This is a genomic window from Flexithrix dorotheae DSM 6795 (assembly GCF_000379765.1).
GTDB classification, from domain to species: domain Bacteria; phylum Bacteroidota; class Bacteroidia; order Cytophagales; family Flammeovirgaceae; genus Flexithrix; species Flexithrix dorotheae.
Genome location: NZ_KB903487.1, coordinates 226,075 through 243,288, shown reverse-complemented (window position 1 = coordinate 243,288; position 17,214 = coordinate 226,075). Strand labels below are relative to the sequence as shown.

At 34.9% G+C, this 17,214-nt stretch carries 18 protein-coding genes; 5 read left to right on the top strand and 13 right to left on the bottom strand.

Annotated features, from left to right (window positions below):
• Positions 1-128: 128 nt before the first annotated feature.
• Both A3EM_RS0134630 and A3EM_RS0134625 read right to left on the bottom strand, forming a co-directional pair.
• A complete protein-coding gene (locus A3EM_RS0134630; RefSeq protein ID WP_020532850.1) occupies positions 129-602 on the bottom strand; it encodes a c-type cytochrome in 474 nt (157 codons plus the stop codon).
• A gap of 98 nt (positions 603-700) precedes the next feature.
• A complete protein-coding gene (locus tag A3EM_RS0134625; protein WP_020532849.1) occupies positions 701-1,057 on the bottom strand; it encodes a hypothetical protein in 357 nt (118 codons plus the stop codon).
• 190 nt (positions 1,058-1,247) lie between these two features.
• Here A3EM_RS0134625 and A3EM_RS0134620 point away from each other — a divergent pair, with 190 nt between their 5' ends.
• The 3 genes from A3EM_RS0134620 (at position 1,248) to A3EM_RS0134605 (ending at position 4,936) form a co-directional block, all read left to right on the top strand.
• Positions 1,248-1,847: a Crp/Fnr family transcriptional regulator gene (locus A3EM_RS0134620; RefSeq protein WP_020532848.1), complete on the top strand. Its 600-nt coding sequence runs from the start codon at positions 1,248-1,250 to the stop codon at positions 1,845-1,847.
• A gap of 586 nt (positions 1,848-2,433) precedes the next feature.
• Positions 2,434-3,849 carry a LysM peptidoglycan-binding domain-containing protein gene (locus tag A3EM_RS0134610; RefSeq protein WP_020532846.1) on the top strand — a complete coding sequence of 472 codons (1,416 nt, stop codon included), beginning with the start codon at positions 2,434-2,436 and terminating at the stop codon, positions 3,847-3,849.
• Positions 3,850-4,174: 325 nt separating this feature from the next.
• Positions 4,175-4,936 (top strand): hypothetical protein, encoded by a 762-nt coding sequence (locus tag A3EM_RS0134605; RefSeq protein ID WP_020532845.1) that lies wholly within the window; start codon positions 4,175-4,177, stop codon positions 4,934-4,936.
• Between the two features lie 359 nt (positions 4,937-5,295).
• Here the strand turns inward: A3EM_RS0134605 and coaE are convergent, their stop codons facing one another.
• The 8 genes from coaE to A3EM_RS0134565 form a co-directional block, all read right to left on the bottom strand.
• A complete protein-coding gene (gene coaE, locus A3EM_RS0134600) occupies positions 5,296-5,895 on the bottom strand; it encodes a dephospho-CoA kinase (RefSeq protein ID WP_020532844.1) in 600 nt (199 codons plus the stop codon).
• Positions 5,885-6,877, bottom strand: a complete 993-nt coding sequence (locus tag A3EM_RS0134595; RefSeq protein WP_020532843.1) for a YbbR-like domain-containing protein — start codon at positions 6,875-6,877, stop codon at positions 5,885-5,887. The genes coaE and A3EM_RS0134595 overlap by 11 nt, the downstream gene beginning before the upstream one ends.
• 181 nt (positions 6,878-7,058) lie before the next feature.
• Complete coding sequence (gene yajC / locus A3EM_RS0134590; protein WP_020532842.1) at positions 7,059-7,379, bottom strand: preprotein translocase subunit YajC; 321 nt, start codon at positions 7,377-7,379, stop codon at positions 7,059-7,061.
• Positions 7,380-7,476: 97 nt separating this feature from the next.
• Positions 7,477-7,971, bottom strand: coding sequence for a DUF1573 domain-containing protein (locus tag A3EM_RS44570; protein ID WP_020532841.1), 495 nt, complete (start codon positions 7,969-7,971; stop codon positions 7,477-7,479).
• A gap of 209 nt (positions 7,972-8,180) precedes the next feature.
• Complete coding sequence (locus A3EM_RS0134580; RefSeq protein WP_020532840.1) at positions 8,181-8,492, bottom strand: YtxH domain-containing protein; 312 nt, start codon at positions 8,490-8,492, stop codon at positions 8,181-8,183.
• Between the two features lie 72 nt (positions 8,493-8,564).
• Positions 8,565-9,683 carry a transcription antitermination factor NusB gene (nusB, locus tag A3EM_RS0134575; RefSeq protein ID WP_020532839.1) on the bottom strand — a complete coding sequence of 373 codons (1,119 nt, stop codon included), beginning with the start codon at positions 9,681-9,683 and terminating at the stop codon, positions 8,565-8,567.
• A 156-nt stretch (positions 9,684-9,839) separates the two neighbouring features.
• Positions 9,840-11,429, bottom strand: coding sequence for a hypothetical protein (locus A3EM_RS0134570; protein ID WP_020532838.1), 1,590 nt, complete (start codon positions 11,427-11,429; stop codon positions 9,840-9,842).
• 91 nt (positions 11,430-11,520) lie between these two features.
• On the bottom strand, positions 11,521-12,363 hold the full coding sequence (locus A3EM_RS0134565) for a hypothetical protein (protein WP_020532837.1): 843 nt from the start codon (positions 12,361-12,363) through the stop codon (positions 11,521-11,523).
• 469 nt (positions 12,364-12,832) lie between these two features.
• On the opposite strand from A3EM_RS0134565, the gene A3EM_RS0134560 reads away from it, so the two are divergent.
• Together A3EM_RS0134560 and A3EM_RS0134555 are read left to right on the top strand one after the other, a co-directional pair.
• Complete coding sequence (locus A3EM_RS0134560) at positions 12,833-14,473, top strand: pyruvate dehydrogenase complex dihydrolipoamide acetyltransferase (RefSeq protein WP_020532836.1); 1,641 nt, start codon at positions 12,833-12,835, stop codon at positions 14,471-14,473.
• A gap of 117 nt (positions 14,474-14,590) precedes the next feature.
• Positions 14,591-15,589 carry an aspartate-semialdehyde dehydrogenase gene (locus tag A3EM_RS0134555; protein ID WP_020532835.1) on the top strand — a complete coding sequence of 333 codons (999 nt, stop codon included), beginning with the start codon at positions 14,591-14,593 and terminating at the stop codon, positions 15,587-15,589.
• 76 nt (positions 15,590-15,665) lie between these two features.
• Here the strand turns inward: A3EM_RS0134555 and A3EM_RS0134550 are convergent, their stop codons facing one another.
• The 3 genes from A3EM_RS0134550 to A3EM_RS47835 form a co-directional block, all read right to left on the bottom strand.
• Entirely contained in the window at positions 15,666-16,313 is a 648-nt protein-coding gene (locus A3EM_RS0134550; protein WP_020532834.1) for a hypothetical protein, read from the bottom strand.
• The gene (locus A3EM_RS0134545) at positions 16,300-16,815 is read right to left on the bottom strand and encodes an RNA polymerase sigma factor (protein ID WP_020532833.1); all 516 of its coding nucleotides are present in this window, start codon (positions 16,813-16,815) and stop codon (positions 16,300-16,302) included. The genes A3EM_RS0134550 and A3EM_RS0134545 overlap by 14 nt, the downstream gene beginning before the upstream one ends.
• Positions 16,816-16,994: 179 nt before the next feature.
• Complete coding sequence (locus tag A3EM_RS47835; protein WP_020532832.1) at positions 16,995-17,141, bottom strand: hypothetical protein; 147 nt, start codon at positions 17,139-17,141, stop codon at positions 16,995-16,997.
• Between the last annotated feature and the right edge of the window lie 73 nt (positions 17,142-17,214).

The window sequence follows — 17,214 nt, the reverse complement described above, 5'->3', positions numbered from 1 at the left end:
AGTTCCACTCCGGTTAACAAATTAAAAGATTGTTATTGCGGTAAAACCTCCTACTTAAGTTTTGATAAAGCGTATCCTGAACAGCAAACAACCCTGGAATTCATGCAGGAAACCAGGGTAAATAAAGTTTATAGTGTTCTGAAATATTCTAAGATCTTCCTGGCCTGATCTTCTTTTAAATTCTGATTAGCCATAGGAGAACCATTAAATTCCATTAATAATTTTTTGGCAACCGGATCCTTTTGAACCATTTCAGTAGGATTCAGGATCATATTCATTACCCATTCAGGTGATCTTCTGTCCAATACTCCTTTTGGTGCCGGCCCAATATATTTTTCATTTGGTTTGTGGCAGGCGGTACATAGTTCGGTAAAAAGTTTTTCACCTTCCAATGCCATATCCTTATTTATTTCCCCGAGCGTTACCTCTGTTACCGGCCCTACTCCCTTATTTTTCATAGGATCTGTTTCTTCTGTTTTTTTTGGTGTAAAAATGGGGACAGCTTCCTCAGCAGTGTTATCTTTTTTTGCTTCCGATCCGCAACCGAAAAGGAAAAAAACACTAAGGATGGCGAGTAGAATTGATTTTATATGTGTATTCATTTTAAATATAGATATAATAGTTACTTGTCCTCAAATAAATATTCAGGATACAATACGGACCAGCATGCTAGAGATGAGATAGTTTTGGGCTTGTTATATTAAGCCAGCTTTATTTGCCAATATTGAATAAAGACCATCAACCGATTTTTAACTTCTATTGCCTTTTCCTCTTCAAATAACCTGTCCACCGTATCTATTACCCCGGCTGAAAAGGTTTCAAGATGATCTGAAGAAAATTTTCCCTCTTCAAGTAAAAATCCCGGAATCTTAAGGGTAATTTTTCTAGTTAAAAATAACCCATCGAACATAAGCTCGAGATCTTCCAGTTTCAGTATTAATTCTCCTTTTTTCGTCCAAAGGATACTTTCCATCATTTTTTCCTCCAGAATTCTATTTAAAAAAGCTTCACTTAATATTCTAGAATCCTGTTTTGTTAAAATTACACCTTCACACATTTTTCAATTTTTCAGAAAGTGAATAATAACCGAGGTGATACAAAGCTATATAGCCCTATATTTAATATTTATGATGTACATCATAAGGTGATTTTTGTGTATTATTAAAAGAGAAAATTTTCCTTAATTTTGGGCACAACACACCAAAACCAGTTTCTAATTTTTTAAAAAGATCATTATCTGACTGGATATGTTTATAGAAGACGACTTACTGATTGAATTTGGAGGAGAAAAGAAAACCTACGCAAAAGGGGAATACCTTTTTAAAGAGGGAGGTTACCCAAAGTTCTTTTTTCAGGTAGCCGATGGAAAGGTAAAAATGTCCAATACCAATGATGATAGTAAAGAATTTATCCACAGGGTCTTCTCAAAAGGGGAAAGTTTTGGCGAACCACCTTTAATTGGAGACTTTCAATATCCGGCAGATGCCATTGCCATTACTAAACTGGTGGTTTGGAAATTGCCCATCACCGGATTTATTGAATTGGTGAAAAACAATTTTGATATCCACTGGAAACTTACCCAGTTGCTTGCCAAAAGGCTTTCATACAAATCCATGCTTTTGGTGGAACTCTCCACTCAGGATGCAGAACACAGAATTATGGAAATTCTCAATTTCTATAAAAAGAACTCGGGAAAACCCGAAACAGAAGCTTACGAATTTCCCTATACCCGACAGCAATTAGCCGACATGTCCGGGCTTCGTGTAGAAACCGTAATCCGAACTACCAAAGGACTGGAAGAAAAAGGGATTATTCAGATTAAAAAGCATAAAATTTTAATCGGTTAATTTTTTGAAACCCTCAATTTTTCCCAAAACATCATTTATTATTTCTCCCTGCTTTTCATTCTTCACGTCCCCATTAATTTAAAAAATTCAAGCATTCCATCTATTTACCAGGATGTGACTCTTAAAAAAGCAGCTTATATCAGAATTTTATTCTGAAATCTCATCAACTCCACATTGCCTTACACTCCTGCTTTTTTTCTTTTTTCTATTCTATTTCATCGTTTTTTGTCATTATCTCCATTTTTAAGTCTGGAAGTCTTTTTTGTAAGAAAATAAAAAAAAGAAAAACTTTTTAATTTTTTTTTCAAGTAATAAATCCGGCCTGGTGTAGAATTTTCCCCATTCCCATTTTTTAGAAAAAATTCAATTCCTTAAAAACCCTTACACATAACTTACTGATTATCAATATTTTAACAGAAAAAGTCAATAAATTATTGATTTATTTATATTTCTACCGCCTTGAAAATAGGCCAGTTTAGGCCAGAAAAGGATAGAATATTCCAGAAAATGCCAGAAAGTTACCAAGTTTTTTATGTAAGGCCGGGGTAATATTGTATCAACAATTAACAATTAAACCAGCAATATCATGACTAAAGTTAACAAATCCTTCATAGGAAAGAGATTACCTTTTTTATTCGGTCTTTTTGGATTATTCGGCCTTTTCGGAATAATCAATTCAAATGACAGCAATTACGGATCAAACCAAAATTCCCAGAAATTCTTTTGCACCTTAATCCTACTAATTTTCACTTCATTTATATCCTTAAATAAAGTATCTGCAGAAGAAATTACGGAGAGCAAAGTTTATATCGTAAAAAGAGGAGACACGCTTTATAAGCTTTCAAGAAGTTTTGGTGTATCTGTAAATGAAATTTTAGCCCAGAATAACCTTTCTCACACCAATATACTCATCGGGCAGCAGCTCATCATTTCTAAAAAAGTTGAAAGAAATACTTTTAGAAACACGTCTACGGAATGGCTCAGGCCTTCCAACAACCAGAATACCCATAACAATTCCCAACAGGTCTTAAGGCAAAAAAATCAAAACTATAGCAACCACAATTCCATGATGGCTTTCTATGGTTTTCAAATGGCCCGAAATGAATTCCAGGTTTACAAGCAAAGCCACACCAATCAAAATGGAGAATTCAATTGGTTTACCATTACCCACCAGGGAAGAGTTTTAGCCAGCTTCAGAGATCATGTAGAAAGCAAATATTCTTTTAGGAAAGATGGTATCTTATACTCAGGTGGACAAAAAATAACTTATGATTATATCAAAAATTTAAATTACGATGAAGACATTTCTTATGCATTGGCTTTTGTTTCTTCAAACGAAGGAGGAGCAAGCGACCTCAACTTTTACGATGGAGCAGGATCATTTGGATTTATCCAATTCACCATTAAATATGGTTCATTTGCTAAGTATGTAGCCTTACTGAAAGAGCAGGATTATCCAACTTATTATAACTACCTGGAGAAATACGGAATAGTTCACGAACAATACATTAATGAAAAAGGCCATTTAATGGATAAAGTAGTAGTATACGCACCAGAAGGTTACAAGGGAAGAACCAAACTGGAGGGTAATATGGTAATTGACTACATCATTGACAACAAAAAACTTTACGGTGCCCTGATCATGCTTGGACAGGCGACCAAAGCAACTCAGGTAGAATCAGCCTATCAACAATATTATTTACCTGCACAGAGATTAGAATTACAACTGGAGGGAATCAGAAGAAGCATTAGCATTGATAAAGTATTTAAAACTAAATTTGGAAAGGCTGCTGTTACGGATTTAAGTGTTAAACTTGGCGTTCATGGGGCAAAAATGGAATTGGAAAAAGTCTTAAATAAAATGATGAGGAATTTAAACTACTCGAATATCAGGTATATTTCCGATTATGCCATCATAAAAGCGATAATTAAATACTCCGCAAACCCTTTGGTAAAAAGAAGAATGACAAAATTATTGACTGGTTCCGCACAACAATCATAAGGATGAAAATGGAAGAAAACAGTTTTCTAAATTGTTAATTGCAAATCCCTCTTCTACAGAGGGATTTTTTTATTTTGTAGTGAATAAATAGGTGATCGGGGCATCAGGGACAGGTTTTTGGTAAATTCAAAAGAATTAGTAAACTTATTTCTATTTTTACCTAAATCAATTCGGCATAAATATAGTAATTAAGTAATTATTGAGTTATAGCTAACAGGTATTGGTTTGTTTTAAGGACACTTTTGTAAGTATCTGATTGTTACGAATCAGATGGTTCATGTTTTCAAACTAATTTCTTGTTAAAATTTTTAGAAAAGATAAATCATTGGAATTTAGGGAACTAAAATATCAATTAAGGATTTTGCGCAACAGAAGAATATTTTTTGGAGTGGTTTGTCTTTTCCTGTTTATTTTTTCCAATAACATGGTTTTGGGACAAAAATCCCAAAGGCCTTTACCTAAAAAAAAGAAAGGCACACATCTTAACTCAACACCAAGGAATACTATTCCCAAGAATCCTAAATCACTTTATGTTTCCTCATCTAAAAGAGGGAAATCCAGTCATTACAAAAACGAAAAGAAACTGAATGTAAAGGCCTCAAAAGCCAAAAGCGTGAGTGCACCCATCAAAAAATATAGTGGTTTTTCGAAACAAAAGAAGGCTAAATCCAAAAACAGGAGCCTTGCCAGATACTCAGGAGCTGTAAAAGTAAGAAAAGGCAAAAAGCAGGCGCTAAATAACTTTAAGAAGGGCTATGTGAAAGTCGGGAAAAGCAATACCAAACGCACTACCAGAAGTATTAAAAGATATGCAGGAAGTATAAAAGTTAACAACAAAAGAAATTCCTCTCGAAAAATTGGTTCGTTTAGAGGGGAAATTGCTGTAAAAAGAAGAAGGCAATCAGACAGGCGAAAAGCCCGATACACTGGAGGTCCGACAAATGCTATTGAAAAAGCAAAATACAGAAATGCTATTCTGAAAAATACCAGAAAAAAAGGAAGGCTAAATAAAAAGCCAGGTAAGAAAAGAAAGAAAATAGAAAAGCTAAAATATGATAGCAGGGAAAGTAAAATATGGAATAACTGATTTTTTATCCGAATTTGACCCGAATTGTTTTGCAAGGTAAAGGGAAGGATGCTCTGAGATTGATAAATACGCTTTCTATTAAAATCTCAAATAAATAAAAAAACCCCACAAAATGTGAGGTCTTTTACCACGTTTAGAAAATTATCTTCTTAAGCATGTCGCTTTACAGCTCATACAATTTATAATGTTTCCAATTTCCGTACCATCATCGGAATAAGTTAATAAAACTTTGGGATTACTTCTTGTGCAAAAGTGAATAACCTTCTCCTTTTGTATATTTCAAAAAAATCATGGTGAAGCAATATTTCAGCTAAATAGTGGCATCAATAGGCTTTTAGCTTAAAAATAAGTGGGAAAAATTAACCTTTCAGTTGCTGATGGATTTTTAGCAATTGTGGAAGAATTAATTGCCCTCCATCATTATCAATTACAAAATCAGCAAGCTTTTGTCTCTCCTTTTCTGGGAATTGTTTTGCTATTATGGATTTAATCTCATCCTCCGATCTAAAAGAATCTCTTTTCTGAACTCTCTTTATCCTGGTAGTTTCAGAAGCAAATACTGTTATTATTTTATCCAGAGATATATAGGAACCTGATTCAAACAATAGAGCAGCTTCCTTTATCACGTAGGGATTTTCCTTGTACATGTTTGTCCATGTTTGGAAATCTTTTCCAACCGCAGGATGGACCAGGCTATTTAGTTTTTTTAGCTTTTCTGAATTGTTAAAAACTTCAGCGGCTAGAAAATCCCGGTTTATTTTATGGGGAGCCAGATATGATTTTTCCCCAAAAGCTTTTTTGATTTCCCCTTGTAAATCCTCGTTAAAAGCCATCAGATATTTTGCCCGATCATCTGCATAATAAATAGGAATACCAAGAGTAGAGAAGACCTTGCAAACAAGGCTTTTTCCGGAGCCGATTCCTCCGGTTATTCCGATTAATTTTGGTTTATTCTTCAATGGTCACTTTAAATTCTGCGGGCTGCAATTCAACATCTGAGAAATAATCGGGTGTAACTACTGTGGGACAAACAGAGGAATCCAACCTGTTCAGCTGTTTATAATCCAGGATTACATTGAGGGAATCCTGAGGCATAAATTGTTCATCTGCAGCAATCGAATAATTAACTACAGCTGTTCCGGGTTGAATAGAAACTACCGAATCTTCAGGAAAATTGATTAATTCCAGACTCACATTAATTTTTCTTCTTTCGAATTGCGTAACAAAAAACTTCACTTTTACCTCTTCCAGGTCCGCATTGATCAACTCACTTTCAATTTCGATAGGGAGGTTTTGATCAAAATCTTCATCAATATTGCTTTCTTCCAGTTTTATGGTGAAAGTATCCTGAAATTCACCCACAAAAGATGAAGCCCCAACCAGGTTAAACCTTTTAGGCTCTACAAAAATAGGAGAGGTAATTTTATATCGGTCAGCCAGGGTAATTTGCGTAGTATCTACCTTTATATAAACCAATTTACTGGAAAGCGTATCAAATTTAAAAAACAGGGAATCATCCTGAATAAAGTTTACCTGTATTTCCTTGAGTCGGTCGGTTATTTCAGGCAGTAAACTTCTGGTGGCTACAAAGTTTGAATTAACTGGATTATCAATTCTAATTACTAAAGGGGAGCTACTTATTTCAAAACTTTTTTTGAATAAATTCCAGCCATTTCCAGTAACGTTTATCTGGATATCAGAAGGAGGTTCCTGTATAGTAATAATTTGTTCACCACTGTAAACGAATTTTACAGGGAAACTGAAATTTGAGGTTTGTTCTGCATTAAGCGCATTGAAAACCCAAAAAATAAAAGCAGTAGTAAAACAAATGATAATAATTTTCCAATCCCAGCCCTTCAAATCAGAAAAAACCCTTTTAAGGACTATGGTGATTTCCTCAAGTTTTAGTGTTTCCGAAATATCTTTTATTTTCTGGTTCAAAATTCAGGGGAAAAATGACTTTAGGTTTGGAATGAATAAGTCAATAACAAAAAATTTTGCTTGGTCTAATTGATTTATTTTCATTTGAGATAGATCATCTCAGAAAATATTCGTGTTGCTAAAAAATATTTGAAGAGAACAGAGACTGAAAAATCTGTTTCAGTCTCTCATTCCAGCCAATTTATTTTTTGGGTGCGACAACATTTGAATGCTCAAATGAAAGAAAGTTCTTATCAAGTTTAAGTTTTACTCCTCTGTCTACTTCCACATAAACCATGTTTCCTTCCACAGAGGCCACTTTGCCATGAATTCCACCCATGGTAACTACCTGATCTCCTTTTTTAATTGATTCTGCAAATTCTTTCTGTTTCTTTTGCTTTTGTTGTTGAGGACGGATCATAAAAAAATAAAAGATCAGCACCATTCCACCAATAAAAACAAATTGCATCCATTGCTGCCCACCAGCACCACCAGCCTGCAAAAATATACTTATTAACTCCATTAACTTATTTAGTTATTATTCAATAATTAAAAGGGTAATTGACAAAGGACACAAAGATATCATCTTACAAAAATGATAAAAATAAAAGCACAATTTATTACTGCTCTTTAAATGGACCTTCTATTTCCTCATTAATTACTGTTTTAATTTTAATTACAGTTTGTCCACCCTCAATATTCGCATGAATTGTAACAGGTTTTACAATATTACCCGATTTTCCAGCACTATTAAACTGAACTAATATTTCTCCTGATTTCCCCGGAGCTATTGGGTCCTTAGTGTATTGAGGAGTTGTACAGCCGCATGTAGTCTGAATATTTGAAATAATTAGTGGTGCATCACCCACATTTTCAAATTTGAAAGCATGTTTTACCACATCCCCTTTATTAATTTTCCCGAAATCAAATTCAGTCTCTTCAAATTTAAAAGCGGCTGTTCCCACTGGTTCTGCAGCTTTTTCAGATTTTACAGGCACCACTTCGCTTTTTGAAGCTTCTCCCGAAGTTGAATCTGAAGATTTTTGATTATTACAACTTAATAACCCTAGCAGGAATATTTGAGCAATTATTAATGAAATAAGCTTATTTTTCATTGTTTCTAACTTTTTTATAAAAAAATTAATTAATACATAAGCTCAACTTTCTGAAAGTATGAACTTATTAATTAAGGCCTGTAAAAAACTACTAATTATGGTGAATCACTTTATATCCACAGATTAAAAAAACTGCTTTTCTCCATAACCAAAGCAGTTCTACAAAAAATTTCAATAGAAATTAATCCTTTCCAAAAGGAAAGTAACGATTAATTAGATTCGGCTTTAGGAGCGATTTTACTTTTTAAAGCTTCCACCTCGCTTTTCAATTTTTCAGCTTCTTTTATTGCGTCCAAAATCACCCTTTCTCCTTCCGATTTCGCTTCACTTACCGTAAAGTCCTTGCCTTCAATTAATTCATCAATAATTTTTTGCAGTTTTTCAGCATATTTGTCCAACTGAAAATTTAATTTGTCTCTGGTATTTTCGCCCTTATCCGGAGCGTATAAAACACCTAAAATCCCTCCAACCAGAGCTCCGGTTAAAAACACGAAGAATCCGCTTCCGTTTCCTTTTGCCATAATTTTTTTATCTTTTTAGTTTTTACTATTTATAAGTTTCATTGAAAAGCAATTTCCTACTGCTTCTTTTTCCTATTTATTATCTATCAATCCCCTGCCTGATTTTCTGATTTTTCCAAGGTCCTGTAATTTCTTGGAAATCTCATCCAGCATTCCATTAATATATATTGCACTTTTTGGCGTACTGTAATTTTTCGCCACCTCAATATATTCATTTATAGAAACTTTCACAGGAATATTCGGGAAATTAATCATTTCGCAAATGGCCAGTTTTATCAAAATTTTATCAACTGCAGCAATCCGATCAACAGACCATTTTTTTGATTTTTCTTCAATGTATTTTTCATATTCAACTTCTCCGGCCACATAAAATTCGTAAAGTTGTTGGAAAAATACTTTATCCTCCTCCCAATTTTTTGAAAGTAAATATAAAGGAGCATCTTCAAAGTCTTCTTCATCCAATTCCCGGATGGTATTAATGACCATACTCCTCAATATTGATTTATTTTCAGACCAGTTCAGGTCGTCTTCCTCGAAATGGGAAATTACCACCTCATTTTTAAAAAGAAAATCACGAACAACTAATCTGAACTGAGCCCTTTCACTTTCAAAATCCTCAAATTCAGTTCCTGGTTTAGGATAAAATTCCTCTTCCTTTTTTAATAACTTTAACCAACTTCTTACCTGACCAGTTTCCCACCTGATACTTTTTTCTTCAATTATTTTAGAAAGCTGATAATTTGACCTTAAACATTTTAAAACCCTGTTAAAAGCCAACCCAAAATTTTCATCTTCCTCCCCAAACTTTATCAGAATTTCAATAATTTCCAGATAAGTCTTATAAATTCCCTCTGCCTCTGCCAGCATTTTCAGCTTATTGGTCCGATAATCTTCCTTTCTCTTTTCCTTATAACTGAAAACAGCACTTTCAATGATTTTATAGGATTTATTATCCTCTTCTACTACATCGGTAATAGCAGCATGTTCATTTATAATTTTCCTAAAGGATTCAATCGAAAACAATTCCTTTTCTTTGATATTTTCAGCTTCGACTTTTCCTTTAATATTCAGTTCATCCCTGAAATCACTTTTTATTTTATCTATAGATAAATTAAAATCGGACTCTTCATTTTGCTTAAAGGCATAGATACTTTGCATTGCCTTAATTCTCAAAATCCTCCTGTTAATCATTGTCTTGTTTTTTTTCCAGGTGCAAAGTTAATTAATTGATTATTAACCCACATAAGGATATACAAGTACTTTTTGATGAAGAAGTAATTCAGGCTTATTTCTTTGAGTGGTAAATCCTCAATTCAAGAACCTCAGCTCACATGAAATTTTAGAAAATTAATTGATGCATACATTTCCCCTACCCGGAATATTGATGCACAACTCTACTGTAAGGTTGCCGTGGTTTACATTTACCTCAACTGGAATTTGGACACAATTTCCGCCATTACACTGCTCAGCCTCTGCGCTTATGGTAAAATCAGGAACGCCATCAATTACTTTTTGAGAAATGTAAAATGTGGTAGGAAGTGTAGTACCATCATAATTTATAGCTGCAATGGCCTGCCCTGAAAAATTGAAATCTCCATTGTCTAAAATCACTCCTTGCAATTCCATACTTGGAATGTATTTAAAAACAGTTTCGTAAATACCAGAAAATGAAACTTTTTCTGCATCAATTGTCAGAATGGCATCCGTATAAAAAATGTCTGAGAAATCTTCGAGAGTGAGCTGGGCATTTCCTACAATATTATATTGCATGGTGTTGATGTTATTGCCATAAATCCCGTACACAAATGCCTGACCTTGTTCTTGTAATGATAAATATTCGAATGCAGGATGTCCTGGAAGTGCTTCTTTATAAAAATCGGTTGTATCGTTCTGACTCCCCAGAAAATAATAAGTTTCCACATTATCATTAATTTCCCAATAGGAAGTAGAGTTTGTCAGGTTTATAAATTCAACTGACCGGATTAAGGTATCCCGGTCCTGGTAATAGGAATGTTCAGCAAGTAGAATATCTAATATTTTGTACCCTATCAATAAATTCCCATTAGTACCCTGCTCCAAATTTTCGGTTAAACCATCAAAAAACAACAGAGGATCATCATCAATTCCCGGAGCGGCATTAATCACATTATCTCCATTACTAATGATCGGGACATTATTTACTTCAAAAGGGATTTCCCCTCTTGTAAAAATATGTCCTTTAAACGGTTCAATTGGAAGGTCGGGAATTCCCTGTTCTGGTACAAATTCAATTTGCCCAGTGTAGGAAATACCAATCCAGCTGTTTTCAATAATCGTTTTTCTTAAATTCAGATTCCCATTGAACAAAACAAAAGGATCGGTAGGATCAAGAAAAAACTCGGAAAATTCGAAAGTACCTTCCTGTGTTTTTAAAAGAGCAATATCATTATCTACTTCCCCATAAACATAACAGACATCCTCCTCCAGCGGGAGTTCATTTTCATTCAGGATACTGCCTTTATTCATCTGATAACTCGCCCCAAAGTCCTTTTCCATCACGCCATTTTCAAAAATCCCAATGTCTGGAAATCTCGCCAGTCCATATCCGGATAAAGTCAGCAAACTTCCTTCATCATTGGCAGCAGCAAAAAATTCCCCGTTAGTGAAATAAAGCGGATCGCCACCCAAATCAAAATAAACACTTCCTTTTATTCTATATCCCCCTTCAGCTTCTGCAATTCTCTCTCCACTGACTATGTAAGAAATTCCGCATGCTCCGGCATCACCAGGCTTCAGACTTACAGTGCTATCCTGAAGGGCTTCTCTTTCAAAGAAATTAAAGGGTTCAAAATCCCCCAGATCGCAACCTGGAAGAAAGGAAATTGCAGCCATTAAACCCAAAATAAAAATTTTGAAAGGCCATATTTTTATCAGCAAGGGATATTTTCTATTTTTCATTTTTTGAGTGCTGGTTAAGTATTAAAAAATTGGTTGGCTTTTTAGCACTTTAGAGCATGTTTAAAATTTAATTTTTCAACCGAAAATACTCTTATTTATAAGTAGGACATTTCCACTGAAAACCACTAAGAAAGAACCGATAACTTAACATGACATTTACCTGGGCAGATCCTGTATAAACATCCTGTTTTTCGAAAGTCCCTCCCTCAAATTTCCCTTTAGCAAAAAAATAGGAGAATTGAGTAATGAGGGAGAAATTTAGCCATTCTACAGAAGCCCCTACTCCCGTCAGAAATCCAGGCCCACTGTTTTCTTCAATTGCATTTTCATAACTGGGAAAATTGCCAAAGTTTACATTCGATAAATTAGCCTGCCAGTAAGTTGCTCCTGCAATTCCATATATATTAAACCAGACTGGCCAGAAATACCATAATCGTGTAGGCGTATATTTCAGGTTGGCAAAATAGTAGGTGGGTTCCAATAAATATCCATCCTGAATAAATCCCGCACTGGTATTTAGCCCAGCCTGATAACTTAAAGGTTTTTGTAAATCACCATATTCTACAAATAAATGAAATGCTTTTTGCTGGTTTTCCATTTTGGTTTCATGAGATTCCTGCCAAACTGCTGGGCCACCACCTATTTCAATATACCTAAAGTCATATTTTCGTTTCGGTTTCCTTTTTCTTTTTAGTTCAAAATTTTCCAATCTTTTATATAAAGGATTGGAATAATTATTTAGGATGAGTTCATTTGTGTAATCCTCTTCAAAAAAAGAATACCCCAAACGGAACTGGTGCGAAAAGTTAAATTTTGGAGCACCATTTTCGGGTAAGCCCTTAAATTGTTCAGAATTATCATGAGCCAAAAGCTTAAGGAAGCTACTCAAAAAAATAATGACAGTAAAAAATGTTTTTATTTTAAAAAATATCATTCTTCTCCTTTTGAATATCAAACGCAAACATTGTGCTGGTAAAGCATTCTTCTAATCTACCTGGAATGAAAAAACCTGAATCCTTCGATAAATTCTTTTGATTCTTTTCCTTAGAGATTATTTCCTTCCCTTATTTTAAAAAATTAAAATTAGTTTTGGAGACAAAAAATCTCTCAAATCAGGATTTTCATCAAATTAAAAAAGCGCATTAGCGGTATATATTTTTAGAAGAGAGGCTTTTTTGTTCATTGTTTGGCACTATCCACATCAAATTTTCAATTTTTAGGTAAAAAATAAATAATGGTTATTATTTTTACATCCCAATTCGCAACACAATCAATAAACTGAAAAAACTACTTGATCTTATTGCTAATTTTATAATATAAGACAAGCATTATTAAAACTTAGTTGGGAAATTTAATTTTTCGCATTAATTCACTGATTTAGATATAAAAATTAATTTAATTATATGGCTGAAGTAATCAGAATGCCAAAGATGAGTGATACCATGACAGAGGGTGTTATTGCATCGTGGCTAGTAAAAGTTGGGGATGAAGTACAATCAGGGGATGTTCTTGCAGAAGTAGAAACTGACAAGGCTACCATGGAATTGGAAAATTACACTGATGGAACGATCTTATATATTGGTGTGGAGGAAAAAAACGCAGTTCCTGTTGATGGAATTATCGCTGTAATTGGTGAGGAAGGAGAAGATTATAAAGCATTATTAAATGAAGGTTCTTCTTCCAATGGAGCTACTGAAGCCCCTGCTGAGGAGGTATCAGCCCCTACAGAGGAAGCTGCTTCAGCGCCTGCCATAGATACTTCTTCTATTCCTGCCGAATTAATTACCATGCCCAAAATGAGTGATACCATGCAGGAAGGAACAGTAGCTTCCTGGTTGGTAAAAGTTGGCGATAAGGTAGAATCAGGTGATATTCTGGCTGAGGTGGAAACTGACAAAGCCACTATGGAACTTGAAAATTATACTGATGGAACGGTATTGTACCTGGCTGTTGAAGCTGGAAATGCAGTAGAAGTAGATGGTATTATTGCCATTATTGGTGAAGAAGGAGCTGATTACCAAAAACTGATTGATGCCTTTAATGCAAAAGGTACTGGTGGAGGTTCTGATGCTAAAACTAAAGCACCTGCTCCTAAAAAAGAAGCAGCGTCAGATAAAACTGTAGCTCCAACACCTCAGGCACAGGAAAGTACTCCATCCACCACAGCAGAAGGAGGAAGAATTAAAGCTTCACCTTTAGCTAAGAAACTTGCTAAGGATTTAGGTTACGATATTTCCAAAATTTCAGGATCGGGCGATCATGGAAGAATTGTGAAAAAAGATGTTGAAAATTACCAGCCAAGTGCGGCTCCGGCAGCCTCTACTTCTTCTGCAGCTGCGGCAGTTTCAGGTCCTGTAGGTGAGGAAAGCTATACAGAGGAAAAAGTTTCTCAAATGAGAAAAACGATTTCCAAGCGACTGGCTGAAAGCAAATTTACTGCTCCTCATTTCTACCTAACCATGGAAATTAACATGGACAAGGCAATTGAGGCCAGAAAGGGAATGAATGAAATTTCTCCAGTGAAAATATCTTTTAATGATCTGGTCATAAAAGCAGTTGCTACTTCTATCCGTCAGCATCCAAAAATAAACTCTTCATGGCTTGGAGATAAAATCCGATACAACAACCATATCCATATTGGGGTAGCTGTAGCGGTGGATGAAGGGCTCTTGGTTCCTGTGGTAAGATTTGCTGATGCAAAATCACTTTCACAAATTTCTGCCGAGGTAAAAGATCTTGGAGGAAAAGCCAAAGAGAAAAAATTGCAGCCCTCTGATTGGGAAGGAAATACATTTACCATTTCCAATCTTGGAATGTTCGGTATCGAAGAATTTACGGCTATTGTTAATCCACCAGATGCGTGTATTTTGGCAGTGGGAGGAATTAAACAAACCCCAGTGGTAAAAGACGGTGAAATTAAGATAGGTAATGTAATGAAGGTAACCTTGTCGTGCGATCACAGAGTAGTGGATGGTGCCATTGGTTCTGCATTCTTACAAACCCTTAAACAGTTACTGGAAGATCCGGTAAGAATCTTAGTTTAAAGATAAATAAATTACTAAGAGCCATTCTTACCGGAATGGCTCTTTTTTTATACCTAAAGTACCAGAAATTAAAATATTACCAAAAGTCACTTACTTTAATTTAAATTTTAAAAGCAAATGAAAGTTGCAATCGTAGGGGCCACAGGTTTAGTTGGTGGCCAGATGTTGAAAGTTTTAAAAGAAAGAAACTTTCCTTACACAGAATTATTAATGGTCGCTTCCAGCAGGTCTGTTGGAAAAGAAATTGAATTTGACGGGAAGACATATAAGGTCATCAGCATGGAGGATGCTATCGCTGCCAAGCCCCAGATTGCAATTTTCTCCGCAGGAGGAGGCACCTCTTTGGAATATGCCCCCAAGTTTGCAGAAGCGGGTATTACTGTGGTGGATAATTCTTCAGCCTGGAGAATGGATCCCTCCAAGAAATTGGTAGTGCCTGAAATAAATGCCAGGGTATTAACTAAAGAAGATAAAATTATTGCCAATCCGAATTGTTCTACCATCCAAATGGTATTGGCTATTGCTCCGCTTCACGATAAATATAAAATTAAAAGAGTAGTAGTTTCTACATATCAGTCAGTAACAGGAACCGGAAAAGCTGCGGTTGACCAGATGATGGCAGAAAGAGCAGGAAAGACATTAACTAAAGAGGAAATGGCTTATCCTTACCGAATAGATATGAATGTATTGCCTCATATTGATGTATTCCAGGAAAATGGTTATACCAAAGAGGAAATGAAAATGGTGAAGGAAACGGTAAAAATTCTTGAGGATGAAAGTGTGAAAGTCACTGCCACTGCAGTTAGAATCCCAACCATGGGTGGCCACTCAGAATCTGTGAATCTGGAATTTGAAAACGAGTTTGACCTTGCTGAGGTAAGAGCTATCCTGGAAAATACGGAAGGAATAGTAGTAGAAGATGATGTGAAGAATCTGGTTTATCCAATGCCGATTAATGCACATAATAGAAATGAAACATTTGTGGGTAGATTGAGAAGAGATGAAACTCAGGAAAAATCGCTTAATATGTGGATTGTGGCTGATAACTTGAGAAAAGGAGCAGCTACCAATGCGGTTCAAATAGCTGAATATCTTGTGAAAAGCAATTTGATATAATCCTGCAGAATTAACCGAACAAAAAAGAGTCACCTCCGGAAAATGGAGGTGACTCTTTTTTTATCAACTAAAAATTTTATGCTGATTCCAATTCAGCCAGACATTCTTTTAATGATTTTAAATGGACTCCATATAGTTTGTGGATATAAATTTTTGTAAAAAAGAAGAAGAATACAAAAACCAAAACAGCCACAAGAATTAAAAATATGAAATATTCATCCACCGGGAAAAAGGCTGGAGTAGAACCCTCATTTTCCCCTTCAGCTTCTGTCTGAAAAATATTATAACTAAATAACATTCCCACAAAAAAACCAATTGGCGCCAAAATGGCATTGGAGTAAAAATAAATTTTAATAAAAGAATTCAGCGAACTGATACTTTTTTTCAGGCTTTCTGCAAGGTTTTCGGTCGCATAATCCAGGTTATTTATGATTTTATACTGGTAAATAAAGAACCCCGAAAAGACGGCACAAACCCCTAACATCACCAGACTAAAATTAAATAAAAAGTGATTTTCCGGGTATTGATTGATGACAAAAAGAAATATCACTGAGCAAATAAAAAGCAGGCTAAACTCAAAAAGCAGGCTTTTATTAATTTTAGAAATAATAGATTGTGGCTGGTGGGAAAGCATCACTTGTACTTGTGCTTCCTCCACTTCATTTTCATGGACCAATTCACTGGTATAATCAGCCCAGGTTGTTTTTAATTCATCTAAGTTCATCGTACATTGGTTTTAAAATCCGCTGTAATTTTGATTTAATCCTATTGATTTTCACCCCTACATTGGTTTTTGTAATACCCGTAATCTGGGCAATTTCCTCATAGCTGTGTTCTTCCAGATAAAGCATAATGATGGCTTTTTCTACTTTAGATAAAAGCCCAATAGCTTTATACAAATATTTTAATTTCTCTTCTTTGTCTTCATTTGGTTTTGATATGGGAATCTGGAAAATTCGTTCGTTTATACTTTCCTTATCCTTTCTTTTGCTCTCCTTCCTAAAGCTGGATATAGCTGTATTCAGGGCCACTCTGTACATCCAGGTGGACACCATGGAATCTCCTCTGAAGGATGGAAATGATCGCCATAATTGGCTGATGATTTCCTGAAAAAGATCCTTTCTTTCCTCAGGATGATGGCAATACATCCCACACACCTTATGGATGATACCCTGGTGCTTGGTGATTACCGATGTAAATTTTTGTTCTAATTGAGGAGATGTCACAGCTTAAACAGAAAAATTTAGTATATAAAAATGCCAGATTTTTGTATATAATTTAATTTTTGGAGATTGGTAAATTAGTAATTTTTCTTAATTCCATAATTTAGAGCAATCCCAGTAATATTTTTGAATTTGGTTTGTCGCAAGTCTTCCGGAAAAATTACATCTGCCCGAAAAAAAATTTACCCGCAACCCAATAATCTGTCAAAATCATCCAAAAAATCGGTGATGCTTCCTTTAGCCTCGGCCACTTTTTTGGCTTTTTTTTCTTTCTCATTCCCCTTTTTTTCATCTTCTGGAACTACTGGCTTCCTTTTTTTTGATAGCATAAAAAATATGTTTTCTATAAGATAATAGGTTCTTGAACCGCTTTTATTTTATTTTAATGCTTAGTTAATTACC